Origin of the sequence: Burkholderia sp. BKH01 (assembly GCF_025685725.1) — a bacterium.
GTDB classification, from domain to species: domain Bacteria; phylum Pseudomonadota; class Gammaproteobacteria; order Burkholderiales; family Burkholderiaceae; genus Burkholderia; species Burkholderia pyrrocinia_C.
This window is the reverse complement of record NZ_JAOTQT010000009.1, coordinates 70,480-86,168: the sequence shown is the minus strand read 5'-3', so window position 1 is coordinate 86,168 and position 15,689 is coordinate 70,480. Positions and strand designations below refer to the sequence as shown.

17 protein-coding genes are annotated in these 15,689 nt (G+C 66.5%); 12 read left to right on the top strand and 5 right to left on the bottom strand.

Annotated features, from left to right (window positions below; genetic code table 11):
• The first annotated feature begins 5 nt into the window (after positions 1-5).
• From OEJ37_RS15930 to OEJ37_RS15915, 4 genes are all read left to right on the top strand, one after another.
• Positions 6-959: a LysR family transcriptional regulator gene (locus OEJ37_RS15930; RefSeq protein WP_174418782.1), complete on the top strand. Its 954-nt coding sequence runs from the start codon at positions 6-8 to the stop codon at positions 957-959.
• Positions 960-1,023: 64 nt separating this feature from the next.
• The gene (mnmH, locus tag OEJ37_RS15925) at positions 1,024-2,151 is read left to right on the top strand and encodes a tRNA 2-selenouridine(34) synthase MnmH (protein ID WP_263344820.1); all 1,128 of its coding nucleotides are present in this window, start codon (positions 1,024-1,026) and stop codon (positions 2,149-2,151) included.
• Complete coding sequence (locus OEJ37_RS15920; protein WP_175944595.1) at positions 2,148-3,206, top strand: permease; 1,059 nt, start codon at positions 2,148-2,150, stop codon at positions 3,204-3,206. Before mnmH ends, OEJ37_RS15920 begins: the two co-directional genes overlap by 4 nt.
• A gap of 101 nt (positions 3,207-3,307) precedes the next feature.
• Entirely contained in the window at positions 3,308-3,730 is a 423-nt protein-coding gene (locus OEJ37_RS15915) for a hypothetical protein (RefSeq protein ID WP_152863840.1), read from the top strand.
• A 36-nt stretch (positions 3,731-3,766) separates the two neighbouring features.
• Here OEJ37_RS15915 and OEJ37_RS15910 read toward each other — a convergent pair whose 3' ends face one another.
• The gene (locus OEJ37_RS15910; RefSeq protein ID WP_174418779.1) at positions 3,767-4,600 is read right to left on the bottom strand and encodes an ABC transporter permease; all 834 of its coding nucleotides are present in this window, start codon (positions 4,598-4,600) and stop codon (positions 3,767-3,769) included.
• Positions 4,601-4,606: 6 nt separating this feature from the next.
• Positions 4,607-5,521, bottom strand: coding sequence for a nodulation factor ABC transporter ATP-binding protein NodI (gene nodI, locus OEJ37_RS15905; protein ID WP_174418778.1), 915 nt, complete (start codon positions 5,519-5,521; stop codon positions 4,607-4,609).
• A gap of 330 nt (positions 5,522-5,851) precedes the next feature.
• Here nodI and OEJ37_RS15900 point away from each other — a divergent pair, with 330 nt between their 5' ends.
• Positions 5,852-6,349, top strand: a complete 498-nt coding sequence (locus tag OEJ37_RS15900) for a universal stress protein (protein WP_034184109.1) — start codon at positions 5,852-5,854, stop codon at positions 6,347-6,349.
• Positions 6,350-6,436: 87 nt separating this feature from the next.
• On the opposite strand, the gene OEJ37_RS15895 is transcribed toward OEJ37_RS15900, so the two are convergent.
• The 3 genes from OEJ37_RS15895 to lexA are packed head-to-tail and all read right to left on the bottom strand — an operon-like array spanning position 6,437 to position 8,192.
• A complete protein-coding gene (locus OEJ37_RS15895; protein ID WP_263344816.1) occupies positions 6,437-7,153 on the bottom strand; it encodes a DUF2939 domain-containing protein in 717 nt (238 codons plus the stop codon).
• Positions 7,154-7,182: 29 nt separating this feature from the next.
• Positions 7,183-7,518: a hypothetical protein gene (locus OEJ37_RS15890; protein WP_034184111.1), complete on the bottom strand. Its 336-nt coding sequence runs from the start codon at positions 7,516-7,518 to the stop codon at positions 7,183-7,185.
• 26 nt (positions 7,519-7,544) lie between these two features.
• Positions 7,545-8,192, bottom strand: coding sequence for a transcriptional repressor LexA (gene lexA, locus OEJ37_RS15885; RefSeq protein WP_009689103.1), 648 nt, complete (start codon positions 8,190-8,192; stop codon positions 7,545-7,547).
• Between the two features lie 264 nt (positions 8,193-8,456).
• On the opposite strand from lexA, the gene OEJ37_RS15880 reads away from it, so the two are divergent.
• From OEJ37_RS15880 to OEJ37_RS15850, 7 genes are all read left to right on the top strand, one after another.
• Positions 8,457-9,494 (top strand): sulfate ABC transporter substrate-binding protein, encoded by a 1,038-nt coding sequence (locus tag OEJ37_RS15880; RefSeq protein WP_263344815.1) that lies wholly within the window; start codon positions 8,457-8,459, stop codon positions 9,492-9,494.
• Positions 9,495-9,616: 122 nt separating this feature from the next.
• Complete coding sequence (cysT, locus tag OEJ37_RS15875) at positions 9,617-10,510, top strand: sulfate ABC transporter permease subunit CysT (protein WP_174418775.1); 894 nt, start codon at positions 9,617-9,619, stop codon at positions 10,508-10,510.
• The gene (cysW, locus tag OEJ37_RS15870) at positions 10,507-11,457 is read left to right on the top strand and encodes a sulfate ABC transporter permease subunit CysW (RefSeq protein WP_174418774.1); all 951 of its coding nucleotides are present in this window, start codon (positions 10,507-10,509) and stop codon (positions 11,455-11,457) included. Before cysT ends, cysW begins: the two co-directional genes overlap by 4 nt.
• 13 nt (positions 11,458-11,470) lie before the next feature.
• Positions 11,471-12,529 carry a sulfate/molybdate ABC transporter ATP-binding protein gene (locus tag OEJ37_RS15865; protein ID WP_175944593.1) on the top strand — a complete coding sequence of 353 codons (1,059 nt, stop codon included), beginning with the start codon at positions 11,471-11,473 and terminating at the stop codon, positions 12,527-12,529.
• A 75-nt stretch (positions 12,530-12,604) separates the two neighbouring features.
• Entirely contained in the window at positions 12,605-13,531 is a 927-nt protein-coding gene (locus tag OEJ37_RS15860) for a CysB family HTH-type transcriptional regulator (RefSeq protein WP_089500129.1), read from the top strand.
• 494 nt (positions 13,532-14,025) lie between these two features.
• Positions 14,026-14,412, top strand: a complete 387-nt coding sequence (locus OEJ37_RS15855) for a DUF805 domain-containing protein (protein ID WP_263344814.1) — start codon at positions 14,026-14,028, stop codon at positions 14,410-14,412.
• Between the two features lie 326 nt (positions 14,413-14,738).
• Positions 14,739-15,689, top strand: coding sequence for a sugar ABC transporter substrate-binding protein (locus OEJ37_RS15850; RefSeq protein WP_263344813.1), 951 nt, complete (start codon positions 14,739-14,741; stop codon positions 15,687-15,689).

Sequence of the window (15,689 nt, the reverse complement as noted above, 5' to 3'; positions counted from 1 at the left end):
GAACGATGGCGGCATTCCTGCATGGCCTCGCGTTGCGATATTTCGTCGAGGTGGCGCGCACCGGCTCGATCAGCGACGCATCCGCGCGGCTGCACGTGGCCGTGTCGGCGATCAGCCGCCAGATCGCGAAGCTCGAGAGCGAGCTCGGTGCGCCGCTGTTCGAGCGACGGCCGCGCGGGATGGCGCTGTCGGAGGCCGGCGAGCGGCTGCTGGCCTTCGCGCAGCGCAGCCTGCTGGAGGCCGAGCATGTGATGAAGGACATCGGCGGGCTCGACGCGCTGCACGGCAGCCTGCTGAAGATCGCGTGCTCGGAGGGGTTCGCGATCGATTTCCTGCCCGGCGCGCTCGCGAGCTTCAAGGCGCGCCACCCGGGTGTCGATTTCTCCGTGTGGGTCGTGTCGCCGGCAGACGCGACGCGGCGCGTGCGCGACGGCGATGTGGACATCGCGCTGACCTTCAGCCTCGCGCCGGAGAAGGGCGTGCGCGTCGAGCACACCGAGCGCGCACCGATCTTCGCGCTGGTGCGGCACGACCATCCGCTCGCGACGCGCGACGCGGTGTCGCTCGCCGATGTCGCGCGGCATCCGCACGTGCTGCCCGAGGCCGGCACGACGGTGCGCCAGTTGATCGACATCGCGTGCGCGCTCGACGGGCTGCTGCTCGAGCCGGAACTGACGAGCAACAACACGGCGGCAATGTACGGCTACGCGCGGCGCACGGGCGCGGTGATGTTCACGGGGCTGCTGTCGGTGCGCGACCGCTTCGATGCGGACGGCTTCGTCGTCGTGCCCGTGACGAACCCGCAGCTGCGCGAGCGCAGCATCCAGGTGCAGACGATGGCGGGGCGCGATCTGCCCGCGTCGGTACGGGCGTTTCGCGATCATCTGATTGGTGCGATGCAGGTCGCATCGTCGCCGCCGGCCGCCGCGCGCGGCCCGAGACGCCGGCCCGTGAGATAATCGTCAATCCGCCTTCCGCGCCCATGCGACTCACCGAGCCGCATCGCCCCTGTTCGACGCCAAATTGAAAAACCTGATTGTCACCCTCGATCGCGCCGGCGAGTTCGACGAGATCATCGACGTGCGCACGCCGCTCGAGTTCGCCGAGGACCATATTCCCGGCGCGCTGAACGCGCCCGTGCTCAGCAACGAGGAGCGCGTGCTCGTCGGCACGATGTACCGCCAGGTGTCGCCTTACGAGGCGACCCGCGTCGGCGCGGCGATCGTCGCGCGCAACATCGCTCGGCATCTCGACACGACGTTCGCCGACCGTCCGCGCAACTGGCGGCCGCTGATCTACTGCTGGCGCGGCGGCAAGCGTTCGGGCTCGATGACGGCCTGGTTCAACCTGATCGGCTGGCAGGCGCGCCAGCTCGATGGCGGGTACAAGGCGTACCGGCGCTCGGTGTGCGCGACGCTCGAGACGCTGCCGACGCGTTTTCGCTATATCGCGCTGGTCGGCCACACGGGCTGCGGCAAGACGCGCCTGCTGAACGCGCTGCGCGACGCGGGCGCGCAGACGCTCGATCTCGAGGCGCTCGCGTGCCATCGCGGCTCGCTGCTCGGTGCGCTGCCGGGCACGCCGCAGCCGTCGCAGAAGGGGTTCGATTCGGGGCTCGTCGAAACGCTCGGACGTTTCGACCCCGAATGGCCGGTATTCGTCGAATCGGAAAGCCGCAGGATCGGGCTCGTCCAGTTGCCGATCGCGCTGGTCGAAGCGTTTCACGCGGGGCCGTGGGTGCAGGTCGACGCGGCGCACGACGAGCGCATCGCGTTCCTCCTCGACGACTACGGCCACCTGTTCGACGATCCGGCCGCGTTCAAGGCGCAGCTCCATCGGCTGATCGGGCTGCACAGCCGCGAAGAGGTGACGCACTGGAAGGCATTGATCGATGCGAACGCACGGGCCGAACTGTTCACCACGCTGATCGACGAGCATTACGATCCCGCCTATGCGCGCACTTATCGCGCGGCATACAACAAGCCGAACCGGGTACTGACGTTCGCGTTCCGGCCCAACGCGGCCGACGCACGCGACCAGGCGCGCATGTTGCTGGCCGAGCTTGCGCAGGCCGGGCTGCCCGCATCGGCCGCGCTTGCGGCGGGCTCGGGATCTGCATCCGATAAAGACCAAACCACGACCACACGATGACGACCACACGCACCCAACCCAATCCGGCCCTCGGCTGGATGACTTTCCTGCTGATCGCGATCGCGGGACTGTTCTATGTGAAATGGTTCCCGTACTACAACAAGGCGTTCGTTGCCGCCGAGCACCATTCGATCGGCCAGTCCATCCTGATGGGCACGTCGGCGGCTGCGCCCGAGCCGTCGCTGAAGGCCGCGCTCGACTACGCGTGGGCGTATGGCAAGGCGATCTGGCAGGCGATGGTGCTCGGCCTGCTGCTCGGTTCGGCCGTGCAGGCGCTGCTGCCCGCGCACTGGGTCGCGCGCGTGCTTGGCCGCACGGGCTTCGGCAGCGTCGCCGCGGGCGGCCTGCTGTCGCTGCCCGGGATGATGTGCACGTGCTGCGCGGCGCCGGTCGTCGCGGGGCTGCGTGCGCGCCATGCGTCGCCGGGCGGCGCGGTCGCATTCTGGCTTGGCAACACGGTGCTGAACCCGGCAGCGCTGGTCTTCATGGGCTTCGTGCTCGGCTGGCACTGGAGCGCGCTGCGCCTCGTGCTCGGCATCGCGATGGTGTTCGGAGTCGGCTATCTGCTGAACCGCATTGCTCGCCCTGAAGACCGCAGCATCGACGATGCGCAGCTTGCCGCGCTGGCGGCCGAGCAGGCCGCGGCCGGCAATCCGTTCGTCCGCTGGATGAAGCTGCTTGCCCGCATGGCCGTGCGGCTCGTGCCCGAATACATCGTGCTCGTGCTGCTGCTCGGCGCCGCGCGTGCATGGCTGTTCCCGCATATCGGCCCGGACATCGGCAATCATCTCGGCTGGATCGTCGCGTTCGCGGTCGCGGGCATGCTGTTCGTGATCCCGACGGCCGGCGAGGTGCCGATCATCCAGGCGATGCTGTCGCTCGGCATGGGCGTCGGCCCGGCCGCCGCGCTGCTGATGACGCTGCCGCCGATCAGCGTGCCGTCGCTCGCGATGCTCGCGCGTTCGTTCAAGCCCTACATGCTGGCGATCGTCTCGACCCTCGTCGTCGTGTTCGGGATCGTGAGCGGTCTGCTCGCGGTCGCGTTCGGGTTCTGACGGGCGCGAGCGGCGCGCCGGGCGGGCGCGATCGTCGTATTCATCCGGCGCCGCGGCTTCACGCGTGCGGCGCCCTTTACAAGAAGCAAACAGGAAAACGCATGACCCAACCGAAGATCCATCCTCGACTCGAAAAGGCGCTGACGCGCGGCGATCTCGCGATCCGCCAGGCCAATTCCGCGCGGGCGACTGCCGTGCTGCATGCGCTCGGCACGATGATCATCGAGGCCTCAGCAACGATCGGCGTAGACGCCAGCATCGACATTCCGCAGGGCGACCGCATTTACGATCCCGTCAACGGCCTGTGGCCGCAGAAGATGCTGGTGTCGTTCGACGGGCCGGTGGACGAAGCCGATAAGGAAGAGCTGCGCTCGGTCTATCTGGTCGCCGACGATCCGGGCACGCAGTTCCGCGTCGAATGGCATCGCGCGGACGGCAAGCTCGGCCGCCAGGAAGGCGGCCCGCTCGCGACCGTCGCGTTCCTGACCGACGTCGAGATTCCGTGGAGCGATGACGACGAGTAACGTCGTCATGAAGCCGGCGCCGTGCGCGCCGGCGCGTCAGCGCATCATCCGCCGCCGGAACAGCCAGGCGGACAGCAGGAATCCGCCGACCGCGTAGCCGGCGAGCACCGCAACGTGCAACGCGACGTCCGTCGCCGGCCGGCCGAGCATCGCGGGCCGGATCAACTCGACTGCGTTCGCGAGCGGCAGCGCCTGCGCGGCGTGCTGCGCGACCGGCGGCAACTGCGTGATCGGGAAAAACACGCCCGACAGCAGCAGCATCGGCGTCAGCACGAGCGTCTGATAGAACATGAAGAAATCGTAGGACGGCGCGAGCGCCGTGACGATCATCGCGACGCTGGCGAACGCGAGGCCCGCGAGCGCGATCACGGGCAGCGCCACGAGCATCGACGGAAACTGCGCATAGCCGAGCGCGCCCGCGACGAGCATGATCGCGACACCCGACAGCATGGCCTTGCTGGCCCCCCAGACGATCTCGCCGAGCACGATGTCGCCGAGCGCGAGCGGCGTATGCATGATCGCCTCCCAGGTGCGCTGCACGTGCATCCGCGAGAAGCCCGAATACATCGATTCGAAGCTCGCGGACATCATCACGCTCGACCCGGCGGTGCCGGCCGCGAGGAACGCGATATACGACACACCGTCGACATGGCCGAGCATCAGGCCGAGCCCGAAACCGAGCCCGAACAGATAGATCATCGGATCGGCAAGATTGCCGAACATCGACGCGAGCGCGAGCTTGCGCCAGACGAGATAGTTGCGCCGCCATACGGCGACCCAGTTGGTCGCGTTCGCCGGCATCGCGATCGCGAAGCGTGACTCGCGCGGCGGTGCCGAAGGTGCGGCGGCGGAATAGTTGCGGACATCCATGATCGATCAGTCCTGCATTTCGCGGCCCGTGAGCCGCAGGAACACATCCTCCAGATTGGCCGGGCGATGCAGATAGCGCAACCCCGTACGACCCTTGATCCGTGCTCGAAGCGGCTCCGGGTCGGTCACGTAGCAGAACAGCGTCTCGCCGCTGATCTCGGTGTGCTTCGCGAACGCCGACAACTCGTCGCGCAGCGCGGCCGGGTCGGGCCCGTAGATCTCGATCACATCGCAGCCGATCTCCGATTCGATCAGCGCGTGCGGCGCGCCTTCGGCAATCTTGCGGCCTTCCTCGATCACGCACAGGCGGTCGCACAGGCGTTCGGCTTCTTCCATGAAATGCGTGGTGATCAGGATCGTCTTGCCGCGCGCGAGCAGCGAGCGCAGCCGCTCCCACATCAGGTGCCGCGCCTGCGGATCGAGGCCCGTCGTCGGCTCGTCGAGCACCAGCACGTCGGGATCGTTGACGAGCGCGCGGGCGAGCGTGAGGCGGCGCTTCATGCCGCCCGACAGCTCGCCGACCTTCGCGTCGGCCTTGTTCTCGAGCTTCGCGAATTCGAGTAGCGGCTGTACGAGCGCGCGCGCAGCGTGAGCCGATATCCCGAAATAGCGGCTGAACACGAGCAGGTTCTCGCGCACGGTGAAATCGGGGTCGAGATTGTCGAACTGCGGCACGACACCGACGCGCTGGCGCGCAAGCCGTGCACGCGATGGAACCGGTTCGCCGCACAGAGAAATGGTGCCCGCATCGGGGTACGCGAGGCCGAGCAGCATCTTCAGCGTGGTGGTCTTGCCCGCGCCGTTCGGCCCGAGCAGGCCGTAGCATTCGCCTGCCTGCACGTTGAAGGACAGGCCGTTGACGACGAGCTTGTCGCCATAGCGCTTTTCGACGTTGCGGAGATCGATCGGTGCGACGGACATGGGCATGTTGTCGTTGTAAGCGGGTGCGTTCCGCCGCCTGATGCGTGGCCGGTTGGCGAACGGATCGGGCGAATGCGTGTCACAGGGCATGACCGAAGTGCGCGACGCCGGCACGTTATGGCCTGCTGGAATGCGAACGAGCCATTCTAGTGCATCGGCTGCGTCTCTTCAGGGCAGGCCTGCACGGTGCGATGCATGTGCGCACCGATCGTGCACCGCATCATCGCGCACGCGCCGAGCGGCGCGAATCAGCGTTTTCCATCCCTTGCGTCCTGAATTGCGGCGCACCATGATGAATGCGTAGGCTCGTTGTCGCGATAGGGAGGTTTCATGGCTAGCTACAACAAGATTTTGCTGTGTTATGACGGCTCGCTCGAAGGGCGCAAGGCACTGCGTTGCGGCGCCAATCTCGCAATGGACCTGAAGGCCGAAACGCACTTGCTGTCGGTCGTCGACATGCGTTCGAGCATTGCGCAAAGCGCGGGTCTGCTGACCGACGTCGCGTGCGGCCGCTTCGAAGAAACCGCGCGCGAAATCCTGCAGGAAGGTGTGAACTGGCTGCGCGAGCGCGGCGTGCAGGCCGAAGGCCATTTCGCATTCGGCTATCCGATCGACGAAATCGCGAATCTCGCGTCGGAGCTGAAGGTCGACCTCGTCGTCGTCGGCCACCGGTGCCGCAGCGGGCTGTCGAGATGGTGGATGGGGTCGGGCAATACGCAACTGCTCGATCGCGTGAACTGCAGCATTCTGGTTGCGTGTTCGTCGGCGGAGGAGCAGAAGGCCGAAATCGCGCGCGAGCGTGAAGCGGCCACGGCGAGCGGCAAATGATTCAATGACGCGATGATTGCCTGACCGGCGATTCGCGCCGGTCAGGCGCCGCACCGCATCCGCGGCGCGGGCGTCGCGCGTGACCGGCTACGCATGCAGGTCGATCGCGGACAATTTCCACGAAAACAGCCCGAAGCGGTGAAATATTGCCGCATAGCGCGTGCCGTCGGCGTTGCGCTGGTAGGTCACGACGAATTCGTCGACATTCCGGTAGCCGGCGCTGGTTTGCCGCTGATTCGGCGTGTGCGTTGCATCGTTCACGTTGGCCGGTGCGGCAGCGGCCGATGCCGGCGATGGCGCAGCCGTTGCGGCCGCGTTGCTGGCTGGAACGGCTGCACTCGCCGGAGCCGGATTGGCCGGCGGTGCGGCCGGCGTGTCGGCCGGTGCATTGCCTTGCGGCGGATTCGACCATTCGGGCGGACGCTCGCCCGGATTGCCGCGCGGCGGCAATCCGCTCATCAGCGCAGCCACGCCCTCCGGGGTCGCGTACGCATCGACCAGCGGGCCGATCAGCGCGGACCCGATCAGCGCACCGATCACCGCGAACGGATTGTCCTTCTTCACCGCGTCGATCCGGCGCATCAACTCTTCCGTGACCTGCTGCTTCAGGCTGATGCGTAGCGACGGAAAATCGACATATTCACTGATGGCCGGTGCGTCGCGCGCATCGATCGCCGATTTGAGGCGACCGAGCGCGACGTATGGCGATGCGTATGCGTAGCCGATCGCCGCAACGACGGCGATGGCCAGCAGGACGATCAGCAGGGGGCTGGGCCGCCATGTGCGGCCCGAAGATCCAGTCACGTTGCCTCCGGTGCGGGAATGTTCCGCAATCAGAGACCGCCTTGCGCGGCCGATCGTTCCTCCGCGATGCAGCGATCGATCATCCGGCACACGGCATCGATCGTACCGACCATGATCAGGCGCGACCGGCCGTGATAGACGCGCACCGGCGCGCGGCGCGCGGGTTCCGCATGATTCAGGCCGGCGTTCAGCGATACCCGCGCGAAAGCGGGGAGCGCCGACGGCAGCAGGGACGCCTGCCGTTCGACTGCGACTTCTTCTTTCACGGGCGCTGCCGCGGACAGCGGTGCGCAAGGCGTGCGGCCGCGCAGATGACGCAGGCGACCGAATTGACGGAAAGGCAGCAGGCGGGCAAGGCGTTCCATGGTGTTCTCCTCAGCGAGACGGAATGTCAGAGTTCGCCCGAGCGGATCAGCCCGACGGCGATGCCTTCCAGCGCGAATTCCGCGCTGCCGGCCTTGACGAAGATGTTTTCGTAATCCGGGTTCTCCGCGATCAGCTCGAGACCACCCGGCCGGCGCATCAGGCGCTTGACCGTGACGTCGTCGCCGAGACGCGCGACGATGATCTGGCCGTCCTTCGCTTCCGTGCGCTTCTGCACGGCGAGGAGGTCGCCGTCGAGAATGCCGGCGTCGCGCATCGACAGGCCGCGCACCTTCAGAAGGTAGTCAGGCTTGCTGGAGAACAGCGCGGGATCGCACGCGTAATGCTGCGAGATGTGCTCCTGCGCGAGGATCGGGCTACCGGCCGCGACGCGGCCGACGAGCGGCAGCGACAGTTGCATCAGGCCGGCGTGCGGCAGCGTGAACTGGTGCGGGGCGTCGTCGATGCCGAGCAGGCGGATGCCGCGCGATGCGCCGGCGGCCAGCTCGATCACGCCCTTGCGCGCCAGTGCGCGCAGGTGTTCCTCGGCCGCATTCGGCGAGCTGAAGCCCAGTTCGGCCGCGATTTCGGCACGGGTGGGCGGGAATCCGGAGCGCTCGATCGCGCGACGGATCAAGTCGAAAACTTGCTGCTGACGGGCGGTGAGTTTGGTCATGGCTCAACTGTATGGATAGACAGTGAGCTGTATTTTTATACAGTACTTCGCGAATTTCAAGCGTTACTTGAAGTTCGACGCGATCACGCCGGTTCCGGCGCGATTTCGCGACGTCCGAACGCCGGTTCATCCGCCGCAACCGTCCATCCCGTATGCGTTAGCACTTTTGAGTATTAAAAAATGAAGAACGATTATTTTTAATCATGTAACCCGTTCGTTAGACTGGCCCGACATCGCAATACCGACAACACTGGAGAACCAATGATGGCGAAGCGCAATACGGGGCTGGCGGGCGGAGTGGGCCGCCTGATCGCAACACTCGCGCTGGGCGTGGCGGCGGCGCTGGGCGTCGCGACGCACGCCCAGGCCGATACGACCTTCCTGAACGTGTCGTACGACCCGACGCGCGAGCTGTATCAGGACTTCAACCAGGCGTTCGGCAAGGAGTGGAAGGCGAAGACGGGCGAGACGGTCAACTTCAAGCAGTCGCACGGCGGCTCGGGCGCGCAGGCGCGCTCGGTGCTCGACGGCCTGCAGGCCGACGTCGTCACGCTGGCGCTCGCGTACGACATCGACGCGCTCGCGAACAAGGGGCTCGTCAACAAGGACTGGCAGAAGCGCCTGCCCGACAACGCGTCGCCGTACACGTCGACGATCGTGTTCCTCGTGCGCAAGGGCAATCCGAAGGGGATCAAGGACTGGGACGACCTGACCAAGCCGGGCATCTCGATCGTCACGCCGAACCCGAAGACGTCGGGCGGCGCGCGCTGGAACTACCTGGCCGCGTGGGCGTATGCGGTGCACAAGCCGGGCGGCAACGAGCAGACGGCGAAGGAGTTCGTCACGAAGCTGTACAGGAACGCGGGCGTGCTCGATTCGGGCGCGCGCGGCGCGACCACGAGCTTCGTGCAGCGCGGGATCGGCGACGTGCTGATCGCGTGGGAAAACGAGGCATTCCTGTCGGTCAAGGAGTTCGGTACCGACAAGTTCGAGATCGTCGTGCCGTCGGTGAGCATCCTGGCCGAGCCGCCCGTCGCGGTGGTCGACAAGGTGGTCGACAAGAAGGGCACGCGCAAGCTGGCCGACGCGTACCTGAACTTCCTGTACAGCCCGCAGGCCCAGGAGATCGCGGCACGCAACTACTACCGGCCGCGTTCGAAGAACGTGCCGGCGGAACTGACGAAGCAGTTCCCGAAGCTGAAGCTGTACACGGTCGACGACACGTTCGGCGGCTGGACGAATGCGCAGAAGACGCATTTCGCGGACGGCGGCGTGTTCGACTCGATCTACAAGCCGCAGTAACGCCATAACGACAGCGGCGCGCCACGAGAGCGCGCCGCATCCCCGACGGGCCGCCGGCGCAATTCATCGCGCCGGCGTTTGCGTCGGGCCCATGAGCAGCATCGACCCAGCAAGAGCATCCGATGACGACGTACACCTTTCGCAAGCCGAGCGCGCTGCCCGGTTTCGGCGTGACGCTCGGCATCACGGTGGCCTATTTGAGCCTCGTGGTGCTGATTCCGCTCGCAGCCACGTTCCTGAAGACCGCGACGCTGTCGTGGGACCAGTTCGTCACCGCCGTCACGTCGCCGCGCGTGCTCGCGTCGTACCGGCTGACGTTCTCGGCCGCGCTCGGCGGCGCGCTGATCAACGCCGTGTTCGGCTTCCTGGTCGCGTGGGTGCTCGTGCGCTACACGTTCCCGTTCAAGCGCCTCGTCGATGCGATCGTCGACCTGCCGTTCGCGCTGCCGACGTCGGTCGCCGGCATCTCGCTCGCGGCCGTTTACGCGACCAACGGCTGGGTCGGCCAGTATCTCGCGCCGCTCGGCATCAAGATCGCGTTCACGCCAGCCGGCGTGCTGGTCGCGCTGACCTTCATCGGGCTGCCGTTCGTCGTGCGCACCGTGCAGCCGGTGCTCGAGGATTTCGAGCGAGAGCAGGAAGAGGCCGCCGCGTGCCTCGGCGCGTCGCGCTGGCTGACGTTCCGCCGCGTCGTGCTGCCGGCCGTGCTGCCGGCGCTGCTGACCGGTTTCGCGCTGGCGTTCGCGCGCGCGCTCGGCGAATACGGATCGGTGATCTTCATCGCCGGCAACGTGCCGATGAAATCCGAGATCACGTCGCTGCTCATCATCACGAAGCTCGAGCAATACGACTACGCGGGCGCGACCGCGCTCGCGGTCGTGATGCTGGTCGTGTCGTTCCTGATGCTGCTGCTGATCAACACGCTGCAATGGTATTTGCAGCGCCGTACGAGCAAGGGCGCAAGCGGCCCCGCGCCCTCGACCGTCACCGCAACCGCAGCAGGAGGCCAGCAATGAGCCAGGAGGCCACCGTCGTGCTGAAAACCCCGCCGTCGGCCGCGCAAGGGCGCGCCGCGAACCGGCTCGACCCCGTCAGCGAGTCGCGCGTCGTGCGCTGGCTGCTCACGGGCATCGCGCTGGTGTTCCTCGCGTTCTTCCTCGTCGTGCCGCTCGCCGCGGTGTTCGTCGAGGCGCTGAGAAAGGGCGTCGGCTTCTATCTCGAATCGCTGGCCGATCCCGACGCATGGGCGGCGATCAAGCTGACGCTGACCGTCGCCGCGATCGCCGTGCCGCTGAACCTCGTGTTCGGCGTGTGCGCATCGTGGGCGATCGCGAAGTTCGAATTCCGCGGCAAGGCGCTGCTGACGACGCTGATCGACCTGCCGTTCTCCGTGTCGCCGGTGATCTCGGGCCTCGTATACGTGCTGCTGTTCGGCGCGCAGGGCTGGCTCGGGCCGTGGCTGCAGGATCACGACGTGCAGATCATCTTCGCGGTGCCGGGCATCGTGCTCGCGACGATCTTCGTCACGTTCCCGTTCGTCGCGCGCGAACTGATTCCGCTGATGCAGGCGCAAGGCACCGACGAAGAGGAAGCCGCGCGCGTGCTCGGTGCGTCGGGCTGGCAGATCTTCCGCCGCGTGACGCTGCCGAACGTGAGGTGGGGCCTGCTGTACGGCGTGATCCTGTGCAACGCGCGCGCGATGGGCGAATTCGGCGCGGTATCGGTCGTGTCGGGCCACATCCGCGGCGTGACCGACACGATGCCGCTGCACGTCGAGATTCTGTACAACGAATACAACTTCGCGGCGGCGTTCGCGGTGGCGTCGATGCTGGCGCTGCTCGCGCTCGTCACGCTCGCGCTGAAGCTGCTCGCCGAGCGTCATCTCGCCGCCGAACTGGCCGGCGCGCGCGACGCCGTTCCCGCACATGTCGGCCCTGCTGCCGCCGTTTCGTCGAAATCGTAAAGAGGCAACCAGAATGGGTATCACCGTCCGTAACCTTCAGAAGCGCTTCGGCGATTTCACGGCGCTCGACAACGTGTCGCTCGACTTCCCTGCCGGCGAGCTGGTCGCGCTGCTCGGGCCGTCCGGCTGCGGCAAGACCACGCTGCTGCGCGTGATCGCGGGCCTCGAGCACGCGGACGCCGGCCAGGTCGTGCTGCAGGGGCTCGACGTCGCGTCGGTCGGCGCGCGCGACCGTCAGGTCGGTTTCGTGTTCCAGCACTACGCGCTGTTCCGCCACATGACGGTGTTCGAGAACGTCGCGTTCGGGCTGCGCGTGAAGCCGCGCCGCGAGCGGCCGTCGGAAGCCGCGATTCGCGACAAGGTGCACGAGCTGCTGAAGCTCGTGCAGCTCGACTGGCTCGCGCAGCGCTACCCGTCCGAGCTGTCGGGCGGCCAGCGCCAGCGCATCGCGCTCGCCCGTGCGCTCGCGGTCGAGCCGAAGGTGCTGCTGCTCGACGAACCGTTCGGCGCGCTCGATGCGAAGGTTCGCAAGGAACTGCGCGGCTGGCTGCGCCGTCTGCACGACGACCTGCACATCTCGACGATCTTCGTCACGCACGACCAGGAGGAGGCGCTGGAGGTGGCGGATCGAATCGTCGTGCTGAACCGCGGCCACGTCGAGCAGGTCGGCAGCCCGCAGGACGTCTACGATCATCCGCAGAGCGCGTTCGTGTACGAGTTCCTCGGCGCGGCGAACCGGCTGCCGGGTACGGTCGCCGGGCGCGGCTTCGTCGCCGAGGGTGCGGCTGCGCCGATCGAGGTCGACGCCGACTTCGCGGGCCCCGCGAACGCTTACGTGCGGCCGCACGACCTGCAGCTTTGGCCGACAGGCGAAGGGCACCGGGACGGCATCGCCGTGGACGTGCGCCGCGTGATCCCGCTGGGCGGTTCGGTGCGCGTCGAGCTCGAGGCGCGGGCGGGCGGCGCACTCGAGGCGGAACTCGATCGCGATGCATGGCGTGCGCTTTCGCTGCGGGTCGGCGACGGCGCGACGGCCGTGCCGCGCGCGGTGCGCGTGTTTCCCGCGCGTTGAAGCGAGAATACAGGGCAGGGGGCGGAATTCGCTCCGATTCGACAATCAAACAACGACAGCCTAAGAGGCATACCCATGAATTTTCAGCAATTGCGGTTCGTGCGCGAAGCGGTGCGCCAGAACATGAACCTGACGGAAGTCGCGAACGTGCTGTACACGTCGCAGTCGGGCGTGTCGAAACAGATCAAGGATCTCGAGGATGAGCTGGGCGTCGACATCTTCATTCGGCGCGGCAAGCGGCTGACGGGCCTCACGGAGCCCGGCAAGGCCGTGCACCAGTTGATCGAGCGGATGCTGCTCGACGCCGAGAACCTGCGCCGCGTCGCACGCCAGTTCGCGGACCAGGACAGCGGCCACCTCGTCGTCGCGACCACTCACACGCAGGCGCGCTACGCGTTGCCGAAGGTGATCCGGCAGTTCACCGACGTGTTCCCGAAGGTGCATCTCGCGCTGCGTCAGGGCAGCCCGCAGCAGATCGCGCAGATGATCCTGAACGGCGAGGCCGATCTCGGCATCTCGACCGAGGCGCTCGACCGCTATCCGGACATCGTCACGTTCCCGTGCTATTCGTGGCACCACACGGTCGTCGTGCCGAAGGGCCATCCGCTCGTCGGCCGCGAGAACCTGACGCTCGAGGAAATCGCCGAGTACCCGATCATCACGTACGACCAGGATTTCACGGGTCGCTCGCACATCGACCAGGCGTTCGCGCAGGCAGGCGCCGTGCCCGACGTCGTGCTGACCGCGATCGATGCGGACGTGATCAAGACTTATGTCGAGCTCGGGATGGGGATCGGGGTCGTCGCGGCGATGGCTTACGATCCGCAGCGTGACACGGGCCTCGTCGCGCTCGATACGCAGCACCTGTTCGAGGCGAGCACGACGCGGGTCGGGCTGCGCAAGGGCGCGTTCCTGCGCGCGTATGCATACCGGCTGATCGAGATGTTCGCGCCGCACCTGAACGAAGCGGAAATCGCGGGGCAGTTGCGCGAAGCCGTCTGACGGCAGCGCTTCGCGCGCCGTCCGGGCTGTTGCCCTGGGCGGCGCGGCATGCGCTCGCCGGAGGCGATGCGCGGGGCAGCGGCGGGTGTGCCACCGTCATGGTTGGTCGACTCATCGAACCATCGACCGCAGTCGCGGTTTCCATCTTTCGAATCCGATTCGCCGCGGACGGCGACCGGCATGCGTTCGCCTGCCGCCAGAAAAACAAGACGGCACGTTCGAACGCTTCGCTGCCGCCATATCGAACGGGCCACTCGTCGGAAGATATGATTCAATGCGCATGAATGCCGGCTGACGGGCGGGCCGTTGAACGGCAGCCTTCCCGACTGGTCGGCCCCAGCACCTGCGGTGCAACGCGCAGCGCGGAGACGACGCGCGGAAAGCGTCGCCGGCCGGCAATCCGCATTCGGAAAAACGCGCGCAAGGCCGGCCGGGTCCGACACATTCGACGACAGCTCGCGCAGCGCGCAACACGCACGAAGAAGAGGTAAACAATGAATCTCAAATGGTTTCTCTTTTCCTTCGAAGGCCGGATCGGGCGTATGCCGTGGTGGATCTACGCACTGGTTTCCGCCTTGGTCAGCGCGATTTTCGACGCGGGCTCCCACGGTTCGTTGGACGACGATCTGCCGCTGCTGGCGATGCTCGTGCTGCTCGCGATCGCGGTCGTCGCAGTGTGGTCGTCGATTGCCGTCGGCGTGAAGCGGCTGCACGACATCGACAAGTCGGGGTGGTGGATGCTGCTGCTCTTCGTGCCGATCGTCGGCGCGATCGCGTTGTTCGTGATGAACGGCTTCATCGCCGGCACACCGCATGCGAACCGTTTCGGCGAGCCGCCGTCGGCCGATGAAGACCAACCGGCGCCGCGGGACCCGGCGTGACGCGCGGCGGCTTCCGCAAGTGTGGTTTTTGCGCGTCGCGACGCACTATCGCGCACTCCGAACAAACCCTTAAATATTGATCAGACAGGTTGCGCGTCGAAGCGAATCGGTACAGCATAGCTTTCACTCCGCCGGCTTCCAGCCGGCGGCGGCGCGTAAACGACAGCACGCGCCAGGCAGTCGGCCGTCTGCCTCGCTTCCATTCCGTGGTACCGATAGCAGCATCGATGGCCATTGCCCGGGTAGTGTGGCGCAAACGTTTGCTCACATTAAAACAACAGTCGAACAACAGTCCGGCCCTTCGGGCCAGTCGCCAGGAGATGTGTATGAATGTCCGCTTTCGCCGTCGCTTCCTGACCGCCGCGCTCGCCGCCGTCGCGGTCGCCGCCGCACCGGCCGTCCACGCTCAATCTTCGGCCAAGCCGAAGGTCGCGCTCGTGATGAAGTCGCTCGCCAACGAGTTCTTCCTGACCATGGAAACCGGCGCGAAGGAATACCAGAAACACAACGCGAATCAGTTCGACCTGATCACCAATGGCATCAAGGACGAGACCGACACCGCGAACCAGATCCGCATCGTCGAGCAGATGATCGTATCGAAGGTCGACGCGATCGTGCTCGCGCCGGCCGATTCGAAGGCGCTCGTGCCGGTCGTGAAGAAGGCCGTCGACGCGGGCATCGTCGTCGTGAACATCGACAACCGGCTCGATCCCGACGTACTGAAGTCGAAGAACCTGAACGTGCCATTCGTCGGCCCCGACAACCGCAAGGGCGCGCGCAAGATCGGCGACTACCTCGCGAAGAAGCTGAAGGCGGGCGACCAGGTCGGCATCGTCGAGGGCGTGTCGACGACGACCAATGCGCAGCAGCGTACGGCCGGCTTCCAGGACGCGATGAAGGCGGGCGGGATGAAGGTCGTGTCGGTGCAGTCAGGCGAATGGGAGATCGACAAGGGCAATGCGGTGGCTGCCGCGATGCTCAATGAATACCCGAACCTGAAGGCGCTGCTGTGCGGCAACGACAACATGGCGATCGGCGCCGTGTCGGCCGTGCGCGCGGCCGGCAAGCAGGGCAAGGTGACCGTGGTCGGCTACGACAACATCAACGCGATCAAGCCGATGCTGAAGGACGGCCGCGTGCTCGCGACCGCCGATCAATACGCGGCGAAGCAGGCCGTGTTCGGCATCGACACGGCGCTCAAGGCGATCTCCGAGCATCGTAAGCAGGCCGACATGTCCGGCGTGGTCGAGACGCCGGTGGATCTCGTGACGAAGTGA

What these genes read in the sequence shown, in the direction of transcription:
- lexA (WP_009689103.1), bottom strand. Translation starts at nt 8,192, where the DNA reads ATGACCAAACTCACCGCCCGTCAGCAGCAAGTTTTCGACTTGATCCGT.
- OEJ37_RS15920 (WP_175944595.1), top strand. Translation starts at nt 2,148, where the DNA reads ATGACGACCACACGCACCCAACCCAATCCGGCCCTCGGCTGGATGACT.
- nodI (WP_174418778.1), bottom strand. Translation starts at nt 5,521, where the DNA reads ATGTCCGTCGCACCGATCGATCTCCGCAACGTCGAAAAGCGCTATGGC.
- OEJ37_RS15930 (WP_174418782.1), top strand. Translation starts at nt 6, where the DNA reads ATGGCGGCATTCCTGCATGGCCTCGCGTTGCGATATTTCGTCGAGGTG.
- OEJ37_RS15910 (WP_174418779.1), bottom strand. Translation starts at nt 4,600, where the DNA reads ATGGATGTCCGCAACTATTCCGCCGCCGCACCTTCGGCACCGCCGCGC.
- cysT (WP_174418775.1), top strand. Translation starts at nt 9,617, where the DNA reads ATGACGACGTACACCTTTCGCAAGCCGAGCGCGCTGCCCGGTTTCGGC.
- OEJ37_RS15865 (WP_175944593.1), top strand. Translation starts at nt 11,471, where the DNA reads ATGGGTATCACCGTCCGTAACCTTCAGAAGCGCTTCGGCGATTTCACG.
- cysW (WP_174418774.1), top strand. Translation starts at nt 10,507, where the DNA reads ATGAGCCAGGAGGCCACCGTCGTGCTGAAAACCCCGCCGTCGGCCGCG.
- OEJ37_RS15900 (WP_034184109.1), top strand. Translation starts at nt 5,852, where the DNA reads ATGGCTAGCTACAACAAGATTTTGCTGTGTTATGACGGCTCGCTCGAA.
- OEJ37_RS15860 (WP_089500129.1), top strand. Translation starts at nt 12,605, where the DNA reads ATGAATTTTCAGCAATTGCGGTTCGTGCGCGAAGCGGTGCGCCAGAAC.
- OEJ37_RS15880 (WP_263344815.1), top strand. Translation starts at nt 8,457, where the DNA reads ATGGCGAAGCGCAATACGGGGCTGGCGGGCGGAGTGGGCCGCCTGATC.
- OEJ37_RS15855 (WP_263344814.1), top strand. Translation starts at nt 14,026, where the DNA reads ATGAATCTCAAATGGTTTCTCTTTTCCTTCGAAGGCCGGATCGGGCGT.
- OEJ37_RS15890 (WP_034184111.1), bottom strand. Translation starts at nt 7,518, where the DNA reads ATGGAACGCCTTGCCCGCCTGCTGCCTTTCCGTCAATTCGGTCGCCTG.
- OEJ37_RS15850 (WP_263344813.1), top strand. Translation starts at nt 14,739, where the DNA reads ATGAATGTCCGCTTTCGCCGTCGCTTCCTGACCGCCGCGCTCGCCGCC.
- OEJ37_RS15915 (WP_152863840.1), top strand. Translation starts at nt 3,308, where the DNA reads ATGACCCAACCGAAGATCCATCCTCGACTCGAAAAGGCGCTGACGCGC.